Here is an 18,054-nt window from a genome sequence, read left to right as displayed (position 1 = left end):
TCTGCTATAACGTCGGCTCCGCAGGAGCCGGCGGCCCGGCAGGTACCGGTGTTGGTAGCACCTGATAAGTCTGCACCGGTGCGCGAACGCCAGCGAGGTCGAAATGTCTTTTCACCTGGGTATCGAGGGCAAAACGAACCGTCCACTGCTTCAACGGCAGGGTGGTGAAGGTGACCCGCAGGGTGAAGGCGGTATTACTCAAACCCACCAGTCCGGCGAAAGACGGTTCGCCAATGATCAGCCCGCGAATCTCTTCCTGCGCCATCACTTCCGCTACCGCCTCTTTCAATGCCTGATTGGCCTTATCCAGACTCTCCTGTCGGTCAACATCATAGTTGGCGACCACTGAACCGATGCCGCGCACGAAGTTGGCGAAGGTGGTTATCGAAGACCACGGAATAATATGATAGGCACCGGTATCCTGGCGCACGCCGACCGAGCGAATCGACATTCGTTCCACCGTGCCGGTTAACGGCCCAATAGTGACCAGATCGCCGGTATTCATGCCGTTTTCAAACTGGATAAAAATCCCGGTAATAATATCTTTGACCAGAGTTTGCGCACCGAACGAAATCGCGAGGCCCAACGCCCCGGCACCGGCCAGCAGCGGGGCGATGTTCACCCCCACTTCCGAAAGCAAGATCATCACCGTAATGGTGCTGATCACCACCGCCAGCGCGTTGCGAAACAGCGTCAATAGCGTCCGGGCGCGGGCGCTCGGCAGCGGGCGACCGTGAATATCCGACGCCAGGCGGTTCTCTATCAGACTGGCGAGCAGCGTCCAGCCAATCGCCGAGAAGAACAGGATCAGCGCGATGCGAATCAGAACGTCTACCGCTTTTTGCCCGCTACCGTTATGGATCCAGCTCCAAAAATCGAACAGTCCCCAGGCGCTGAGCAGCAGCATGATCGCCACGCAGACCGTTAATATCCGCGCGACTTTTAGCGAAGCGGAGATCCAACTGTTAAGCCGCTTTTGCAGCTCAGGGTAATTGCGTTGGGTTTCTGGCGATAAGGTGATGGTTTTGGCAATCCAGCGCGACAAGATGCCAGAAACCAGCGCAGCAGCGCCGATAATCGCCAGACTGCGTAATGTCGCGCCCATCATAAATTTCAGGCTATTGCCGGGGTCGAACAGCGAGAAGAAAAACAGCACGATAAAGTAGGCGCAGGCCAGCCAGTGCCAGATCAGGGCAAAGGCGCGGATAAACAAACTGAAGAAGGCCAATGAACGATCGGCAAGCTGAATAAGCCCCTGAGTAATCAATGCCTTATTGTGAAAAATTAGGTACAGCGCCCACAGGGTAATACACAGCATAATCATGACGTTGGCCAGCGCGCCAACCTGGACGTTGACCTGATTGGAAATAATGGGAACCGCGACGATCAGGCCGTAGCCAATCAGGCTACTCAGGGCGCTCAGGCGCAAATTCCAGTATTTCGCTGCCTCATCGCTGAGATTGAACGGCCGCAGTTCAGGGATCCGTGGGCAGAAAATGACCCGCAGAAGGGCTTTGAAAAACTCAATCAGCGCGAAAGCGTTGAGAAACAGGCTTTGCTGAAAGGCGATAGTGGAATTATTGCCGTTGAGGCGATCGCTTAAAAGCTGGCCGACGAATAGCGTTAACGCGAGCAGGAGCAGGTCAAAGATAAAAGCCCCGGCAATGGTTGAGGGGAGCTGGAGCCAGTTGCTGCGATCGCGGTTTTTATGCCGTCCCCAGTGGCCCATTTTACGATACAGAGGCAAGGCCGCCAGGCGCACCAGCCACCAGAAGGCAAAAACCAGCCCTGCCAGTAGTAAAAAGTGCCAGGCGGCGTTACTGAACGTTTCTGAATTGAAGGGTTTATGCGGAGAACCGGTGATGTTACGCCAGAGCTGGGAGAAACGTGACGAGAGCTGCTCGCCGTATTCGCGGCTGATTTGGGTAACGTTTTCCAGCACCGTGGTCTCATCTTCGACTTCGGGCGGCGTCAGCTTTGGCGTGCTGGCGGGCGGCGGCGTGGCGGCGGCTTTACGCAATTGGTCGATAAGCTCCTGACGAGCATCGGTGTTTTCGAGCACGTCGGCCAGCGCGCCGTAGGCGGCTTTCTTCTGCTCAAGATTGGGTTCGCTGCTGCCGGGCTGGTCAGTCGTGGCAGCCGGCACACCGGGCAGCGTTGCGGCGAATAGCGGGGTGGTAAACAGCATGGCGAGCAGTAACAGAATCCGCAGCACAGGCACCTCCATTGCATCTCAAACCGATAAGTATAGAAGACGAGATCTGGAGGGGGAGGTTGGGATGATTCTGGAAAGCGGCTCTCCCACGAATGGGGAGAGCCGTTGGGCATCAGGCTACGTGCTGCAAAAACTCGCGCAGGCGCGGGCTTGGCGGGTTCTTAACCAGTACCTGCGGATCGCCATCTTCCGCAATACGCCCTTTATCGATAAAGATCAGGCGCGAAGCCACTTTTTCGGCAAAGCCAATTTCGTGGGTGACGATGACCATGGTCATGCCTTCTTCGGCCAGATCCTGCATCACTTTCAGCACTTCGTGGCGCAGTTCGGGGTCCAGCGCAGATGTTGGCTCATCAAACAGCATCATTTTCGGCTTCACGGCCAGCGCGCGAGCAATCGCCACGCGCTGCTGCTGACCGCCGGAAAGCTCAGAAGGATAGTGGTGCGCGCGCTCCGCCAGCCCCACTTTCTCCAGCAGCTCTTTTGCCAGTTTTTCCGCCGCCGCTTTACTGGCACCGCGAACGCGTAGCGGGCCAAACATGACGTTTTCCAGCGCCGTCAAATGCGGGAACAGATAAAACTGCTGGAACACCATGCCTGCTTCCTGACGAATCAGTCGCTCGTCGACTTTAGGATCGTTGACCTTCAGGCCATCGACGATCAGTTCGCCGCTGGTAATCTCTTCAAGTTTGTTGATACAGCGCAGCAGGGTTGATTTACCGGACCCGGACGGCCCGATAATGACCACCACTTCGCCCTGGTTGATCTTCAGATCGATATCATGCAGCACTTTAGTTGGGCCAAAATGCTTGGAAACGTTTTTAAATTCAATCACAGGATTTTCATCCTTCTTTCGAGACGACGCAGAACAAAGCTCAGCACCAGGGTGATGATCAGATAAATGACGGCAACGGCGCTCCAGATTTCCAGCGCGCGGAAGTTACCGGCAATGATTTCCTGGCCCTGGCGGGTTAGTTCGGCAACGCCGATGACGATAAACAGCGAAGTATCCTTGATGCTGATAATCCACTGGTTGCCCAGCGGCGGCAGCATACGGCGCAGCGCCAGCGGCAGGATCACGTGGCGGATGGTTTCTCGACGTGAAAGGCCGAGCGCCAGACCCGCTTCGCGAAAGCCTTTGTGAATGGACAACACCGCGCCGCGGGTGATTTCTGCAATATAGGCACCGGAGTTAATCATAATGGTGACTACCGCTGCAGAGAACGGATCGATACGTAAATCGCTAAACGCCATCGGCAGGGCGAAGTAGATAAACATCACCTGCACCACAATCGGGGTGCCGCGAATGATTTCGATAAAAACCAGCGCGGTGTGATTGGCTATCCAACCGCCGAAACAGCGGGCGAAACCAGCCACCAGGCCGATTATCAGGCCGCCGACCAGGCCGAGGACGGAAATCCACAGCGTCATTTTGGCGCCTTCCAGCAAAATTGGAATGGCGGGCCAGATGGCACTCCAGTCAAACTGCATAAATGTGTTCCTGTTACCGTGTCGAAAACAGAGGTAGACCCTCTGAGAAAACCATTCAGGCCTGCTTATCAGCAGGCCTGGAAGAGAAAACGCTCATTATTATTTTGGTTCAGTACCGAACCATTTTTTATAAATTTCGTTGTAAGTGCCGTTTTCACGCAGCGTTTTCAGCGCGCCGTTCACTTTTTCACGCAGTTCGTCGCTGCCTTTCGGGAAGGCGATACCGTAGTCTTGCGCTTCCAGTGAATCACCGACCGCTTTGAACTTGCCGTTGCCCGCAGTTTTGATGAAGTAAAGAATGTTCGGCGTATCGTGCAGTACCGCATCAGCGCGACCGGTGCCCAGTTCCATATAGGCGTTGTCGATGTTCGGGAACTGACGCAGATCTTTGGTTTTGATATTGGCTTTCGCGTAGTCAACGGAGCCGGTACCGCCTTTCACTGCCACCACTTTACCGTTCAAATCTTTAACATCTTTGATGTCATTATTATTGGCGTTGACCATCACCAGCAGACCGCTTTTGTAATAGCCATCAGAGAAGTCGATTGCTTTTTTACGTTCTTCAGTGATGGTAATTCCCGCCAGCGCGAGGTCGATATTTTTGGTTTGCAGCGCCGGAATAATGCCGCTGAAGTCCATTGGCTTCAGGGTATAGTCCAGCTTCAGCTCTTTGGCGACTGCAGCCCACAAGTCGACGTCGAAACCAACGTACTTATCGCCCTGCTTGAATTCGAACGGAACAAATGCCGTATCGGTCGCGACAATCAGTTTATCAGCGGCGTGAGAAGAAACCGCAAAAGCCAGGGTCAGTGCAGCCAGTGAAACTTTAAATACAGACTTCATAGCATTTCCTTTTTTATCCACGGGATGATCCCCTGCGAGAACGAATAGTCTTATGAAAAAATCGTGCCAGTTTTACAACTTGTTGTTTTACAACAACCAGGATGAATCTCATTGCACGCTTTTGATAACGGATAACGCTAATTGCACCATTGTGGGGCGTTGTTTTGGTGCATCATAAGCACATCGCATAACAAGAGCATTTTTAACGCAAAATCAGAGGGGAAAACAATCTCGCCGTAACGATTGTGTGAGGTGATTATTACAATTGATTTACTTTGGTGCGTAATTTGAACACTTTTGCGCACTGATGTGGTGCATTAAGGCGATTGAGGTGGTGGAACAAAAAAAAGCCGCCAGCGGGGCTGACGGCAGTTGGCATTACTCGATATTGGCTTCGATGAACCACAGGAATTTATCCAGGTCACGGGAAGCTGCGGTAAAGATATCGGCAGTATCTTCATCTTTTGCTTCTTCGATGGCTTTACGCACGTCGTTAGCGACGATGGCGTAGCGATCGGCCAGCTCTTTCAGATGGTCCTGCACGCTATGGATATCCAGCGGGTAGCTTTTCAGCGGGCTTTTGCTATTGATGACCTGAGTGGTCCCCAGCGCCACGCCGCCAAGCTGTACGGCACGTTCAGCCATGGTATCAAGATGGTCGACTAGCGCGGTGCGAAAGCCGTCCAGCATTTCATGAACGGCAATGAAGTTTGCACCGCGCATATTCCAGTGAGCCTGCTTGGTAATCAGCGACAGGTCAATGAACTGGATCACCTGGCGATTCAGCAGCTCAACGGTCGCCTTCTTCGCGCTATCTGCGACGTCGTTACGGGTATAGAGCAGATTCGTTGCTTTAGTTTTAACCAGTTTTGCGGTACTCATAGTTTCATATCCTCTTGATATTTGTACTCGTCATACTTCAAATTTGAATTATGCGGAGCGTCTCGTCCCAATAACTTGCGGGATTAAGTATAGCAACGGATATGATGTTTGCAGTGTCGGTAGTCTCTATCGGTTTGATAGCACAGGTCTGTTGGACGGTTTTTATATCTTATAAATCAGACAACTAAGGCTCTGCGTGATGGGTTGTCATCAAGCAGAGCCTGCGATCAGTTAATGTCGACTTCTTTTATTTTACTTTCCCGACGCATCGTCAAAGTGGAGCCCATCGAGGCGAGGATAATTGCTCCCAGCGCCAGCGTTTGCACGAGGGTTAGCATCTCGCCAAGAAACACCATCCCGGAAAGCGCGGCAAGGGCCGGTTCCATGCTCATCAGCGTGCCAAATGTTTTGCTGGGCATGCGGGTAAGGGCGATCATCTCCAGCGAGTAGGGCAGAGCGGTCGACAAAATAGCGATCCCGAGCCCTGGCAACAGTAGCGCCCACTGAAATAACGTATCGCTGGCCTGAATCATCCCTATTGGCACGAAAACCACTGCGGCGATAAGCGAACCCATCGCCACCGTTGCCGGGCCGTGCTCTTCCCCGGCACGCTGGCCGGTGAGAATGTAGACTGCCCAGCAGGCTCCTGCCCCAAGCGCCAACAGCGCGCCCATCGGATCTATCTGCGAAACGTCTTGCCCCAGCGGCAGCAGGAACCACAGTCCGAGCACCGCCAGAGCCACCCACACAAAGTCCAGCGGGCGGCGAGAGCCAAACAATGCCACGGCCAGCGGCCCGGTAAACTCCAGCGCGACCGCAACTCCCAGCGGGATATGTTGAATCGATAAATAAAACAGGTAGTTCATGGCGCCAAGCGACAGACCGTATAACAGCAGCGGTAAACGCTGCTCCGGGGCGAAACGCAGGCGCCAGGGCTTGAAGACCACCACCAGGATTAAGGTTCCCAGGGCCAGACGTAGGGCGGTGACGCCAGGTGCACCCACTAATGGGAACAACGATTTCGCGAGCGATGCGCCGCTCTGGATGGAAATCATGGCGATGATAATAACCAGTATCGGCAACCATGCCGGTACTTTGCGGGACGAGCCGGGCATCCTTTCTCCTGTCAAATTTTGTCAAACGCGGTAAAGGTTCCAGTGTAAAGGAATTACCCGGCGGCGGTTTAGCTAATGTTGAAATAATCCGCCCCGGGAGCAGTACAATGAGATGAGGTGCGAAGATAAATTCACCAGATGATTAGGAATAATCTGGATGCATATCGGGCGCTTTGTGAGCCTTAATATGTATGTATCCGCTAAAAAAGGTTGTTTTCCAGTTTGTTATAGAAGTGTGGAAACTTTTAGTTACATGAAAAAGTACGTTAGACAGTGTAAAGTGAAAAGAGTTTCCCAAAAGTTTTTGATATATTTAAGACTTAGGACTTATTAGAAACACATTTGAGGTGGTTATGAATAAAATTGCACGTTTTTCAGCACTGGCCGTTGTACTGGCTGCATCCGTAGGCACCACTGCTTTCGCTGCAACGTCTACCGTTACCGGTGGTTACGCTCAGAGCGACATGCAGGGCGAAGCGAACAAAGCAGGTGGTTTCAACCTGAAATACCGCTACGAGCAAGACAATAACCCGCTGGGCGTTATCGGTTCTTTCACCTATACCGCTAAAGATCGTACCGAAGATGGCGTTTACAAGAAAGGCCAGTACTACGGTATCACCGCTGGTCCGGCTTACCGTCTGAATGACTGGGCAAGCATCTACGGTGTAGTGGGTGTTGGTTACGGTAAATTCCAGGACAACAGCTACCCGAACAAATCTGATATGAGCGACTACGGTTTCTCTTACGGTGCTGGCCTGCAGTTCAACCCGATCGAAAACGTTGCTCTGGACTTCTCCTACGAGCAGTCTCGCATTCGTAACGTTGACGTTGGCACCTGGATTGCTGGCGTAGGTTACCGCTTCTAATCACTTCGGTGATGTAAAAAATCCGCCTCGAGGGGCGGATTTTTTTTGCCTGCGATTTCAGGTCGCCAGACTTAATTGACGGTGAAAGCGTCGGTGCCCAAATGGGTGTAGTCCACTTTCTTCAGCTGGAAGTTGGTGATGTACGTCGCCCCGGCTTTCTGCTCGGAGATAAAACGATAGCGCGGGGTAATCTCCTGAGCGCTGATCCCGGTCCACTGCGAGAAGAAACTGAGGAAATCATTGGCCGAGCGCCGCGCTTTAATGACCTTATGCGCTTTATCGTCGCTGGACAGCACCATAAACGGCACCTGGAAGTTCTGCTGATACTTATCATCATGCGCCAGATACTGCACCTCTTTCCCTCGCTCCTTGAACGCCAGACCATGATCGGAAAAATAGGTCATCGAGAAAGTGTCGCCGGAGTTTTGTAGCTGGCTATAAAGATTGCTCAGCAGCGTATCGGTTTGCGTCATGGTGTAGAGATAGCAGGAGGTCTCTTTCGACTGAACGAAAACGGTGTATTTTCCCTTGGTGCGATCGCAGGCCTGCGGGTGCGAGCCCATCAGATGCAGGACAATCAGCTGCGGCTGGGTACGACGGGTGGCAAGCACCTGTGCGGTAAGTTTCAAAAGCTGCTCATCCTGGGTATTTTTATTGGCTTCAAAATCGCCATTTTTGAGGAACTGCACTTCATCAGCGCGTTTGGCGATACTGGCAATTGCCGTGTCGTATTCGCCAATCTGTCCCTGATTCGAGAACCACCAGGTCTGAAAACCGGCGCGGTTGGCGAGGGTGACAAAGTTATCCTGAAACTGCGGCTTGTCATCGACGACGCGGTTGAGCGTTAAACCGAGCGACTTCTGCGTTGAACCGCTGGCGGCGATGTAGTCATTAAACAGATAACCTTTTACCGAACTGGCAAACGGCGTGTTATCCCAATGGCCGCCGAAGGCGCCGAGCGCATCGCGGCGTGCGCTTTCTCCGATGACCACCACGTACAGATGATATTTTGGCTTCACCGCCAGCACGTGCCAACTATCTTTTATGTTTGCCAGTTGGGCCATCCGCGCTTGTTCATCCAGCACTTCATTATTATTCACCACCACATCTTTCACGAAGCGCACGGCAGGATAGCCGGTGTCGATAACCTTAAAGACGCCGCCCCATGCGAGGTTTTGCACCGGTTGCAGGAAGAAAATGCCGATGCAGAATAGCAGGCCGAGGGTGTCGATTTTACCCCAGCGCGTTGACGCTTGCGGTTTGCGGCGTACGGCAATCACGCCGAGCGCAAAGATGAACATGCCTAATAGATAGCTGTACCACGGAAAGATGGTCAGGATCTCGGTGGACTCTTCGATATTGGTGGCATGCAGCGCCAGTAGCGTATTGAAATTTGGCGCGCCGTAGGCCTGGCCAAATGGATAGTACATGGCTGCTAACAGCGAATAAGCGCCAATCACCACTTTTTGCGCACGCGGAAAGCTCCGCCATAGCAGATGCAGTACGCAGGTAAAAGCAACGGTATAGAGCAGGCTAAAATCGTAGCCAAGCGCCAGGTTAATAAACAGTGATTGTAAAAAGTAGAATCCTGTCCATGGGTTCAGTACCACTCCGCGGGCGACCAGCGTTTCTTTCAGCGTGACATTCATAATAAACAATCAAAAAAGAGCCATGTGCGTCCCCTGGCATCAAGGGGTAAAACCTGCTGGACAGTGCCTGAAGAGGGTCTCTGCGAGCCGCAGTAGTGGCAGGGCTGACAAAAGATAGGGCTTGCAAATGTTAAGGTCAACTATCCATAACAGATTGTTTTGGGAGGATGCTTACAAAACTTGAAAAAAGTCGCAGAAATACGGAGGAACCGGACAGTTTGGCGGGGAATTGTGGCAGAAAAATGAAGCGGCGTACCGCGACGCCGCATTAGTTTTTCGGTTTATCCTGCTGAGGTTTGCCGTTGATCAGATCGCACAGCATACCGACAAGCATTAACCGAACTTTAAAAGGGGAATGAGTAAACACGTTTAAGCACCTCTTGAATTCGTTCATGGTGACCTCCTGTAATTTCGTCCTTCGCTCCTTGAAGGATGTGTGTATTACATACAGATATAGCACAGGCTATATTGTATAGCTATGGCTAAAACGTTAAATTTTTGTTCTCTGTGCACGATCCATTACAATGGGGGTCCTTTTAGATGATGCTTGATGCGTCACAGGAATGAGGAAGCACAATGAACCGTCGCGCAGGTAAGCCAATAACTAAAAAAGTGACGCAGCTAGTGAATGTCGAAGAACACGTTGAAGGGTTTCGTCAGGTGCGTGAGGCGCATCGTCGGGAGTTAATTGATGACTACGTCGAGCTTATCTCCGATCTGATCCTCGAAGTGGGTGAGGCTCGTCAGGTAGATATGGCCGCACGTCTTGGTGTTTCGCAGCCAACGGTTGCGAAGATGTTAAAACGTCTGGCGAGCGTTGGGCTGATCGAACAGATCCCGTGGCGAGGGATCTTTTTAACTCCTGAAGGCGAGAAGTTGGCACACGAGAGCCGTGAACGTCACCAAATCGTCGAAAACTTTTTACTGGTGATCGGGGTCAGCCCGGAGATAGCCCGTCGCGATGCCGAAGGGATGGAGCACCATGTCAGCGAAGAGACGCTGGCGATGTTTAAACAGTTTACCCTTAAGCAGGGGTCGCAAGGGGAATGAATCTCGTCTTTGTTCAGTCGTTGGCCCGCGACCGCTTTTTACATCTGCTGCTGATTGTTGGCGTTGTTTTAAGCTTTTTTGTCCCGTTTGCCCCCAGAAGCTGGCTTCACGCCATTGACTGGCACACGATTATTACTCTTAGCGGGCTGATGCTACTGACCAAAGGCATCGAACTTAGCGGCTACTTTGATGTGCTCGGCCGCAAAATGGCGCGCCGTTTTGTGACCGAGCGCCAGCTAGCCATTTTTATGGTGCTGGCCGCCGCGCTACTTTCCACTTTCTTAACCAATGATGTCGCGCTGTTTATCGTCGTGCCGCTTACGCTGACGCTAAAAAAATGGTGCGCTATTCCAACCAGCCGATTAATTATTTTTGAAGCGCTGGCGGTCAACGCCGGGTCTTTATTGACACCTATCGGCAACCCGCAAAACATCCTGCTGTGGGGGCGTTCCGGCCTCTCTTTCCCGGCTTTCATCGGTCAGATGCTGCCCCTGGCGGCGGCGATGATGATTACTCTGCTGGCGCTGTGCTGGTTCTGTTTTCCTGCGAAGCCCCTTAACTATCAGAGTAGCGACAGATCGCCTTCATGGCGGCCGAAGCTGGTCTGGAGCTGCCTGGCGTTCTATCTGGTCTTTTTGACCGCTTTAGAGCTGAAGCAAGAGCTGTGGGGGCTGGTGCTGATTGCGCTGGGTTTTCTGCTGCTGGCGCGGGCGGTGATTATTAACGTCGACTGGTCGCTGCTGCTGGTCTTTATGGCGATGTTCATTGACGTTCACCTGCTGACCCAGCTCCCGGTTCTACAGCATGCGCTCAACGGCGTCGGACAGCTTTCTGCCGGAGGGTTATGGCTCACGACGATTGGCCTGTCGCAGTTTATCAGCAACGTTCCGGCGACTATTTTACTGCTTAACTACGTTCCGCCTTCGGTGCTGCTGGCCTGGGCGGTCAACGTGGGCGGTTTTGGCCTGCTGCCGGGCTCTCTGGCGAACCTGATTGCGTTGCGTATGGCGGGCGATCGCCGTATCTGGTGGCGCTTCCATCTCTATTCTCTACCCATGCTGCTGTGGGCGGCGCTGGTGGGCTACGGGTTACTGCAACGCTGATTTTCAGAGAATTGGGCAAGAAACAAACAGGAACGCCACATTCGCACTCTTCGACTCCGGGGTATAACTATTCCCGGCAGTTAATCAGCCTGATTAAGGAGAGTTCTATGCGATATCAAAAACTGGGCCATACCGGCCTGTTTGTTTCTGAGCTGTGCCTGGGCACCATGACCTTCGGTGGAGAAGGCTGCCTGTGGGGGAAAGTGGGTCAATTGCGTCAGGCGGAAGCGGAACAGCTGGTGGGCAGCGCGCTGGATGCGGGGATTAACTTTATCGACACCGCTGACGTCTATTCTGAAGGGCGTTCGGAAGAGATCACCGGCCAGGCGCTGAAGAATCTGAAAGTGCCGCGGGAAAACGTGGTGGTGGCCACCAAAGTATTTGGTGAAACCGGCACCGCGGGCGTCAATTCACGCGGCAGCTCGCGCTATCACATTATTGGCAGCGTAAAAGAGAGCCTGCGACGCCTTCAGCTCGATCATATCGATCTCTATCAACTGCACGGTTTCGATCCGGCAACGCCTATCGAAGAGACGCTGTATGCGCTGGATAATTTGGTGCAGCAGGGTCACGTCCGCTATATCGGCGTGTCGAACTGGGCCGCATGGCAAATCGCTAAAGCGCTGGGGATTTCCGAGCGGCTTGGGCTGGCGCGCTTTGCCTCGTTGCAGGCTTACTACACCATCGCCGGGCGCGATCTTGAGCGTGAACTGGTGCCGATGATGCAAAGCGAAGGGCTGGGATTGATGGTCTGGAGCCCGCTGGCTGGCGGCCTGCTCAGCGGGAAATATGATCGCGATGGACAGTCCGCAAGCGGCGGTCGCCGTCAGGAATTTGATTTCCCACCGGTGAACAAGACGCGAGCTTTTGACTGCATCGATGTGATGCGTGGAATCGCCGAGGCTAAAGGCGTTTCAGTGGCACAAATCGCGCTGGCCTGGCTGCTGCATCAACCGGCGGTGAGCAGCGTGATCATCGGCGCGAAGCGTGCGGATCAGTTGGCAGACAACCTCGCGGCAACCGCGATTCACCTCAGTGACGTCGAACTGGAACAGCTGGATGCGGTCAGCGCGCTGCCGCAGGAGTATCCGGGCTGGATGCTGGAGCGCCAGGGTGAATACCGTCGGGGTCAGCTCGCGCAGCAGTAACGTCCCATTTCCTCCGCTTTCTATAAGCCAGATCGTGCAGACCACGATCTGGCTTTTTTATACGCAACACTCACAAAAACGATCCGCAAATTTGCTTGATAACGTAAATTCGTTTATATGACTAGTCATGAAATTAATATGACTAGTCATAAGGTGCGAATCATGAATAAAACACTACCGGCAGATTTTCTATGGGGTAACTCGGTCTCCAGTATGCAAACCGAAGGGGCGTGGAATGAAGGCGGTAAGGGGATGTCGGTCTATGATATCCGCCAGCCCGCGGAATTTGCTTCCGACTGGAAGGTCGCCACCGACTCTTACCACCGCTACCGGGAAGATTTTGACCTCATGAAAGATTTGGGGATGAACTGCTACCGCTTCCAGATTGCCTGGAGCCGCGTATGCCCGCAAGGCGATGGCGAATTCAACGAAGAGGGTATCGACTTCTATCACCAGTTTATTGATGAGCTGATCGCCCGCGGCATCGAGCCGATGATCTGTCTCTATCACTTCGATATGCCGCTGTCGCTGGCGGAGCGCTACAACGGTTTCACCGACCGCCGCGTAATGGAGGCCTTTATCCGCTACGGGCAGAAGATGATCGACTGCTTTGGCGATAAGGTGAAGTGGTGGCTGACCTTTAATGAACAGAATCTCTACCATATGCCGGACGCGTTTCTGATTTCAGGCTATATGCGCGGAGAGAAAACCCTGCGCGAGCTCTATCAGATTCAGCACCATGTGATGATGGCCCACGTCCATCTGACGCAGTATATGCACCAGAGCAAACCGCAGTGCCTGATGGGCGGTATGCTGGCCCACGCGCTGGTTTATCCGGCAACCTGCAAACCGCGCGATATGCTCTGCGCCCAGCAGCTTGATGAGTTCCTAAACCAGAACCTGCTGCGCGCATACGCCGGGGAGGGCTACAGCCCGGAAGTGATGCATGTCGTGGCCCGCGAAGGCTTCGACGATATTTATCGCGAAGAGGATCTGGCGCTGATGGCGACGGTAAAAATCGACTATCTGGCCTTTAGCTACTATGCCAGTAAAGCCCTCGACAGCGATGCGATTCCGTCGGGCACCTCGGTGAATAACTACATGCAGTATGGTGATAAAAAGAATGAATATCTGCAGGCCACCGAGTGGAACTGGCAGATTGACCCTGTGGGCTTTCGCATGATCATCACCCGCTACTACAACGACTGGCGGCTGCCGGTATTCCCGATTGAAAATGGTATTGGGGTGATTGAATCCTGGGATGGCGAAAACGAAGTGGCTGACGATTATCGCATTGCCTATCACCGCGATCATATCAACGCCATGAAAGAAGCGATGTTTGAGGATGGCGCGCAGGTGATTGGCTACCTGGGCTGGGGATTGATCGACATTCTCAGCTCACAGGGCGATATGCGTAAACGCTACGGGGTTGTTTACGTGAATCGTGAAAACCACGATCTGAAAGACCTCAAACGCGTGCCGAAGAAAAGCTATGCCTGGCTGAAGCGGGCTATTCACAGCAACGGCGAAGAGATGTAACGGCGCGTCAGGCGGGCAGATAGTGTATTCTGCCCGCCAGCCACCATCAGCAAAGCAAAAGGATCGGGCAATGACGGCCAAATATCTGAATATCGCGCGGGAAATTAAAAAGCGCATCATCAGCCAGCAGTATCCGGCCAGCGCGCCATTACCCGACCAGTTCGCGTTAGCGGCGGAATTCAGCACCAGCAGGATGACCATCCAGCAGGCGATGCGCCAGCTTATCGTCGAAGGACTTATCTACACCCGTAAGGGGCAGGGCACCTTTGTGCGCAAGAATTTTCTCCAGCTTTCGCAATGGGAGCTGCCCGGCAGCGACTATTTTGGCGCGACGAAAACCTGGGAACATTTAGGGGAAGTGACCAGCCGGGTGATTCGTTTTGAGCTGCGTTTTCCCAGCGAGAAAGAGCAAACGTCGCTGCTGATCGACGCCGACGCCCCGGTCTATGATTTCGTTCGTCTGCGCCTGCTCAACGACGAACCCGTATCGCTGGATTTGACCGTGATGCCCGTTGCGCTGGTGCCCGGCCTGAATAAAAGTCATCTGGAAAGCTCGGTGTTTCGCTACGTGCAGGAGACGCTGGGGCTAAAAATGATGGGGTCGTATCGCGTAGTGCGGGCGATAAAACCGCAAGATCTGGATAAGGAGCATCTCAACTGCGAGGTGAGCGATCCGGTCCTAGAGGTTGAGCAGGTTATCTATCTGGAGGATGGGACTCCGCTGGAGTATGCCCATTGCCACTACCGCTACGATCATGGCGGCATTATTCTGGTCAATAACGGATAAAAAAATGGCGGGCACCAGGCCCGCCGTTCTGTTTTTTCTTATCAGCTTAGTTCAGGCGCACCGGCATACCGGAACGGTTCTGAATGGCCTGATCAACCACGCTCTGATCAACATCCGTCTGTCCAGTAATGGCCTGCACTGACTTGGTCAGGTTAATCGGCACGATTTCACCGTCCTGGAACTGTGCTTCTGTGGTGGACAGCGGGTTGTGAACTTCAATGAAGCGGCTGCCGTCAGGCTCGGTGGTGGCTTTTACCGGCTCATCTATAAACTCAACGCGGGTGCCGACCGGCACGTTGTCAAACAGGAATTTGATATCTTCGTTACGCAGACGCACGCAGCCGTGGCTCACGCGCAGACCGATACCGAAGTTGGCGTTAGTACCGTGGATGGCGTACAGACGGCCGATATACAGCGCGTACAGGCCCATCGGGTTATCCGGACCTGCCGGGACAACGGCTGGCAGCGGTTCACCTGCGGCAATATATTCAGCGTGCATTTTGGCGGTTGGGGTCCAGGTCGGGCCCGCTTTTTTACGCTCAACTTTAGTCACCCAGTTGATCGGCGTATCTTTACCCAACTGACCGATACCGATAGGCAGCACGATCACAGTGTTGGTGCCTTTCGGATAGTAGTACAGGCGCATTTCCGCGCTGTTGATAACGATACCTTCATGCACGGTGTCCGGCAAAATCAGCTGCTGCGGGATATTCAGTACGGTACCGCCCTTTGGCAGGAAGGTGTCCACGCCAGGGTTGGCTTCCAGCATGTTGGATAAGCCCATCTGATATTCGGCGGCAAAGTATTCCAGAGGCTGCTTGTTGCCTTCCGGGATGGTGATGACCTGGTTTTGGCCAATCAGACGGCTGCCATCGGTAGGCAGTGGATAGGTTACAGCAGAAGCTGTGTTGCAAAAGCCCACGATGGCGAAGGCTGCCGCGAAGAGAGTCGATAATTTCATATTCTTTATGTCGTTGGCGAAAACAATGCCACACAGGCCTTTGTCAGATTAAACAGGGAGTCGATGGGAGCGCATTATATGTGCATTCCGGCAAACAGGTAAATGAGATGTGTACGAAATCACATTTTTTTCCCCGTGCTGTTTTGAGTGTAGCCTGCGGGCGTTGGTTGTTGTCGCAATTTGTGGCATCCAGGCCGGAGGGGACTACCCCTCCAGAAGTCTTGATTGAAGCGCTTCTCGCGCCTGCGGCGTGAGCTGATACTCCTTTTCCAGCCAGCTATCAACGCTGGCATATCGCTCATTAATTGCGCCAAGCGCGGCGGCGAGATATGACTCCTGCACCGTCATCATTTCGGCCAGATTTTGCCGCCCGCGAGTGGTCAGCTCATCGCCGAGCGATTCAAGCATAAAATCTTCGACCTGGGTCAGCATGCCGTGGGTGAGCAGGTACTCTTCCATCACCGTATGGGTATCACAGCCGAGGGCCAGCAGCGTCAGGGCGCAGCCGACGCCGGTACGGTCTTTACCCACCGCGCAGTGCTGCAGCAGCGCGCCATCGAAAGGCTCCATCAGCCATCCGGTGAGCTGGCGATAGGCGGCGTTATTAAACGGAAGCTGGCGATAAAGTTCGATCATAAACTGCTCGCCGTTCAGGGCATTCAGCGTCGAGGCATTCAGCTCTGTCACTTTCGCATTGACGTCGCGAACGTGCGGGTTGGCGGGAGCGTTGAGATAGTGCGCCAGTTCGTTCAGCTTATCGGGGCTACGATTCACTTCAGCCGGGTCGCGATAGTCAATTACCCGGCTAAGAGGAATAGTATCCAGATGACTTAAGTCATCGTGGGTCATCATATGCAACGAGCCCGAGCGCAGCAGTTTACCTGAGCGCACGCGGCGACCGTCGGCGGTGCGCTGACCGCCCAGGTCACGAAAGTTGATACCGCCCTGTAGCGATAAGAAAGCCGGATGGCGGGAGAGAGTGGTCATCAAATAGCCCTCCGGAGACCTCGCCCAATGCGGGCGGGGAGAAAAGAGGGAGCTAACCCTATTTTGAGTTTACCTGTATGCATTTACAGCCTCACGAATTTATGTATATGATGTGAAATATGAAACGCGCCTACAAATACCGATTCTATCCAACAGCCGAACAGGCTGAGCTTCTGGCCCGGACGTTCGGTTGTGTGCGTTTCGTCTACAATTCAATCCTTCGCTGGCGCACTGATGCGTACGACGAGCGGCAGGAGAAAATTGGCTACGTTTAGGCCAGCGCCCGGTTAACAGCTCTAAAAAAAGAGCCGGAATTTGCCTGGCTCAATGATGTTTCCTGCGTGCCATTGCAGCAGTCACTACGCCACCAACAGACCGCCTTTGCGAACTTTTTCGCCGGGCGTGCCGCATACCCGGCATTCAAAAGTAAGCGCCATAAGCAGGCTGCTGAATTAACCGCCAGCGCCTTTAAATATCGCGATGGCAAGTTGTACATGGCAAAGAGCAAAGTGCCGTTAGACGTGCGCTGGAGCCGTGAATTGCCATCTGCTCCGTCTACCGTCACCCTTTCCAGAGATGCCGCCGGGCGGTACTTTGTCTCGTGCCTGTGCGAGTTTGAACCCGCATTACTGCCAATCACCGCAAAAATGGTCGGCATTGATGTGGGTTTAAAAGATTTGTTCGTTACCGATACCGGATTCAAATCCGGCAATCCCCGCCATACCGCCAAATACGCGGCCCGCCTGGCGTTGCTCCAGCGTCGTTTGAGCAAAAAGGCTAAAGGCTCAAAGAACCGCGCCAAAGCCCGCTTAAAGGTGGCCCGACTCCACGCGAAAATAGCTGATTGCCGTCTGGATGCCCTGCACAAGGCCACCCGCAAACTGATAAACGAGAACCAGGTTGTTTGCGTTGAATCCCTCAAAGTGAAGAACATGCTCCGCAACCCGTCGCTATCAAAGGCGATAACAGACGCAGGCTGGGGTGAATTCACGCGCCAGCTCGCATACAAGGGCGAGTGGGGCGGGCGTTCAGTGGTCACCATTGACCCGTTTTTCCCGTCCTCAAAACGCTGTAGCTGTTGCGGTTTCACCATGCAAAAAATGCCTCTGGATGTTCGTAAATGGTCCTGCCCTGAATGCGGCGCAGACCATGATCGCGACATTAACGCGGCGCGTAATATCAAAGCTGCCGGGCTGGCAGTGTTAGCCCACGGAGAGCGGGTAAATCCTGAATCGCGTCACGCGGCTTAGGTTCGGCTCTGTGAAGTGGGAATCCTCGCTGTTTACGGCGGGGAGCAGTCAAAGGTTCCTTCCGAGTTTATGGAGAAAAATTACGCATCAAGCAGTGTAACCGCGCAATATGACAATGACCCTAACATAAGCGTCCGCTACGATTTTATTACGACCCGTGAAAAGTGA

Annotated in this window: 16 protein-coding genes and 1 pseudogene; 7 read left to right on the top strand and 10 right to left on the bottom strand. The window is 53.4% G+C overall.

Going from position 1 to position 18,054, the window contains the following annotated elements; genetic code table 11:
- Positions 1–4 precede the first annotated feature (4 nt).
- From ybiO to rhtA, 6 genes are all read right to left on the bottom strand, one after another.
- Positions 5–2,227, bottom strand: a complete 2,223-nt coding sequence (gene ybiO / locus ACMYSL_RS19515) for a mechanosensitive channel protein (protein WP_434659609.1) — start codon at positions 2,225–2,227, stop codon at positions 5–7.
- Between the two features lie 100 nt (positions 2,228–2,327).
- Entirely contained in the window at positions 2,328–3,050 is a 723-nt protein-coding gene (gene glnQ, locus ACMYSL_RS19510; protein ID WP_112214715.1) for a glutamine ABC transporter ATP-binding protein GlnQ, read from the bottom strand.
- Positions 3,047–3,706, bottom strand: coding sequence for a glutamine ABC transporter permease GlnP (gene glnP, locus ACMYSL_RS19505; protein ID WP_182237390.1), 660 nt, complete (start codon positions 3,704–3,706; stop codon positions 3,047–3,049). Before glnP ends, glnQ begins: the two co-directional genes overlap by 4 nt.
- A gap of 99 nt (positions 3,707–3,805) precedes the next feature.
- Complete coding sequence (glnH, locus tag ACMYSL_RS19500) at positions 3,806–4,549, bottom strand: glutamine ABC transporter substrate-binding protein GlnH (RefSeq protein WP_110275365.1); 744 nt, start codon at positions 4,547–4,549, stop codon at positions 3,806–3,808.
- A gap of 378 nt (positions 4,550–4,927) precedes the next feature.
- Positions 4,928–5,431 (bottom strand): DNA starvation/stationary phase protection protein Dps, encoded by a 504-nt coding sequence (dps, locus tag ACMYSL_RS19495; protein WP_110275363.1) that lies wholly within the window; start codon positions 5,429–5,431, stop codon positions 4,928–4,930.
- Between the two features lie 227 nt (positions 5,432–5,658).
- The gene (gene rhtA / locus ACMYSL_RS19490; RefSeq protein ID WP_142513193.1) at positions 5,659–6,546 is read right to left on the bottom strand and encodes a threonine/homoserine exporter RhtA; all 888 of its coding nucleotides are present in this window, start codon (positions 6,544–6,546) and stop codon (positions 5,659–5,661) included.
- 353 nt (positions 6,547–6,899) lie between these two features.
- Between rhtA and ompX the strand changes: the two genes are divergently transcribed.
- On the top strand, positions 6,900–7,412 hold the full coding sequence (gene ompX / locus ACMYSL_RS19485; RefSeq protein WP_110275359.1) for an outer membrane protein OmpX: 513 nt from the start codon (positions 6,900–6,902) through the stop codon (positions 7,410–7,412).
- Between the two features lie 71 nt (positions 7,413–7,483).
- On the opposite strand, the gene ACMYSL_RS19480 is transcribed toward ompX, so the two are convergent.
- Positions 7,484–9,061 carry a phosphoethanolamine transferase gene (locus tag ACMYSL_RS19480; RefSeq protein WP_434664161.1) on the bottom strand — a complete coding sequence of 526 codons (1,578 nt, stop codon included), beginning with the start codon at positions 9,059–9,061 and terminating at the stop codon, positions 7,484–7,486.
- Positions 9,062–9,329: 268 nt separating this feature from the next.
- Entirely contained in the window at positions 9,330–9,455 is a 126-nt protein-coding gene (mntS, locus tag ACMYSL_RS19475; RefSeq protein WP_110275355.1) for a manganase accumulation protein MntS, read from the bottom strand.
- Positions 9,456–9,637: 182 nt separating this feature from the next.
- Here mntS and mntR point away from each other — a divergent pair, with 182 nt between their 5' ends.
- The 5 genes from mntR to ACMYSL_RS19450 all read left to right on the top strand — a co-directional run bounded on the left by mntR (position 9,638) and on the right by ACMYSL_RS19450 (position 14,688).
- Positions 9,638–10,111, top strand: coding sequence for a manganese-binding transcriptional regulator MntR (gene mntR, locus ACMYSL_RS19470; protein ID WP_110275353.1), 474 nt, complete (start codon positions 9,638–9,640; stop codon positions 10,109–10,111).
- Complete coding sequence (locus ACMYSL_RS19465; RefSeq protein ID WP_434659604.1) at positions 10,108–11,214, top strand: anion transporter; 1,107 nt, start codon at positions 10,108–10,110, stop codon at positions 11,212–11,214. The genes mntR and ACMYSL_RS19465 overlap by 4 nt, the downstream gene beginning before the upstream one ends.
- Before the next feature lie 107 nt (positions 11,215–11,321).
- Positions 11,322–12,362, top strand: coding sequence for an aldo/keto reductase (locus tag ACMYSL_RS19460; protein WP_434659602.1), 1,041 nt, complete (start codon positions 11,322–11,324; stop codon positions 12,360–12,362).
- A 162-nt stretch (positions 12,363–12,524) separates the two neighbouring features.
- Positions 12,525–13,901 (top strand): glycoside hydrolase family 1 protein, encoded by a 1,377-nt coding sequence (locus ACMYSL_RS19455; protein ID WP_434659600.1) that lies wholly within the window; start codon positions 12,525–12,527, stop codon positions 13,899–13,901.
- A gap of 70 nt (positions 13,902–13,971) precedes the next feature.
- Complete coding sequence (locus tag ACMYSL_RS19450; protein ID WP_112214709.1) at positions 13,972–14,688, top strand: GntR family transcriptional regulator; 717 nt, start codon at positions 13,972–13,974, stop codon at positions 14,686–14,688.
- Positions 14,689–14,734: 46 nt separating this feature from the next.
- Here ACMYSL_RS19450 and ldtB read toward each other — a convergent pair whose 3' ends face one another.
- Entirely contained in the window at positions 14,735–15,649 is a 915-nt protein-coding gene (gene ldtB, locus ACMYSL_RS19445) for a L,D-transpeptidase (RefSeq protein ID WP_110275345.1), read from the bottom strand.
- A gap of 204 nt (positions 15,650–15,853) precedes the next feature.
- The gene (locus ACMYSL_RS19440; RefSeq protein ID WP_182237402.1) at positions 15,854–16,636 is read right to left on the bottom strand and encodes a tyrosine-protein phosphatase; all 783 of its coding nucleotides are present in this window, start codon (positions 16,634–16,636) and stop codon (positions 15,854–15,856) included.
- 119 nt (positions 16,637–16,755) lie between these two features.
- Between ACMYSL_RS19440 and ACMYSL_RS19435 the strand changes: the two are divergent.
- Positions 16,756–17,886: pseudogene (locus tag ACMYSL_RS19435) on the top strand (RNA-guided endonuclease InsQ/TnpB family protein).
- Positions 17,887–18,054 lie beyond the last annotated feature (168 nt).

It is taken from the genome of Klebsiella sp. MISC125, from assembly GCF_051131775.1.
In the GTDB taxonomy this organism is placed as follows: Bacteria; Pseudomonadota; Gammaproteobacteria; order Enterobacterales; family Enterobacteriaceae; genus Klebsiella.
Note: the sequence above shows the minus strand (reverse complement) of the source record. Positions and strands in the feature narration are given on the sequence as shown.

Coding starts and splice junctions, on each gene's coding strand:
- ACMYSL_RS19480 (WP_434664161.1), bottom strand. CDS start 9,061: ATGAATGTCACGCTGAAAGAAACGCTGGTCGCCCGCGGAGTGGTACTG.
- ompX (WP_110275359.1), top strand. CDS start 6,900: ATGAATAAAATTGCACGTTTTTCAGCACTGGCCGTTGTACTGGCTGCA.
- glnP (WP_182237390.1), bottom strand. CDS start 3,706: ATGCAGTTTGACTGGAGTGCCATCTGGCCCGCCATTCCAATTTTGCTG.
- ACMYSL_RS19460 (WP_434659602.1), top strand. CDS start 11,322: ATGCGATATCAAAAACTGGGCCATACCGGCCTGTTTGTTTCTGAGCTG.
- rhtA (WP_142513193.1), bottom strand. CDS start 6,546: ATGCCCGGCTCGTCCCGCAAAGTACCGGCATGGTTGCCGATACTGGTT.
- dps (WP_110275363.1), bottom strand. CDS start 5,431: ATGAGTACCGCAAAACTGGTTAAAACTAAAGCAACGAATCTGCTCTAT.
- mntS (WP_110275355.1), bottom strand. CDS start 9,455: ATGAACGAATTCAAGAGGTGCTTAAACGTGTTTACTCATTCCCCTTTT.
- ACMYSL_RS19455 (WP_434659600.1), top strand. CDS start 12,525: ATGAATAAAACACTACCGGCAGATTTTCTATGGGGTAACTCGGTCTCC.
- ACMYSL_RS19450 (WP_112214709.1), top strand. CDS start 13,972: ATGACGGCCAAATATCTGAATATCGCGCGGGAAATTAAAAAGCGCATC.
- mntR (WP_110275353.1), top strand. CDS start 9,638: ATGAACCGTCGCGCAGGTAAGCCAATAACTAAAAAAGTGACGCAGCTA.
- ldtB (WP_110275345.1), bottom strand. CDS start 15,649: ATGAAATTATCGACTCTCTTCGCGGCAGCCTTCGCCATCGTGGGCTTT.
- glnH (WP_110275365.1), bottom strand. CDS start 4,549: ATGAAGTCTGTATTTAAAGTTTCACTGGCTGCACTGACCCTGGCTTTT.
- ybiO (WP_434659609.1), bottom strand. CDS start 2,227: ATGGAGGTGCCTGTGCTGCGGATTCTGTTACTGCTCGCCATGCTGTTT.
- ACMYSL_RS19465 (WP_434659604.1), top strand. CDS start 10,108: ATGAATCTCGTCTTTGTTCAGTCGTTGGCCCGCGACCGCTTTTTACAT.
- ACMYSL_RS19440 (WP_182237402.1), bottom strand. CDS start 16,636: ATGACCACTCTCTCCCGCCATCCGGCTTTCTTATCGCTACAGGGCGGT.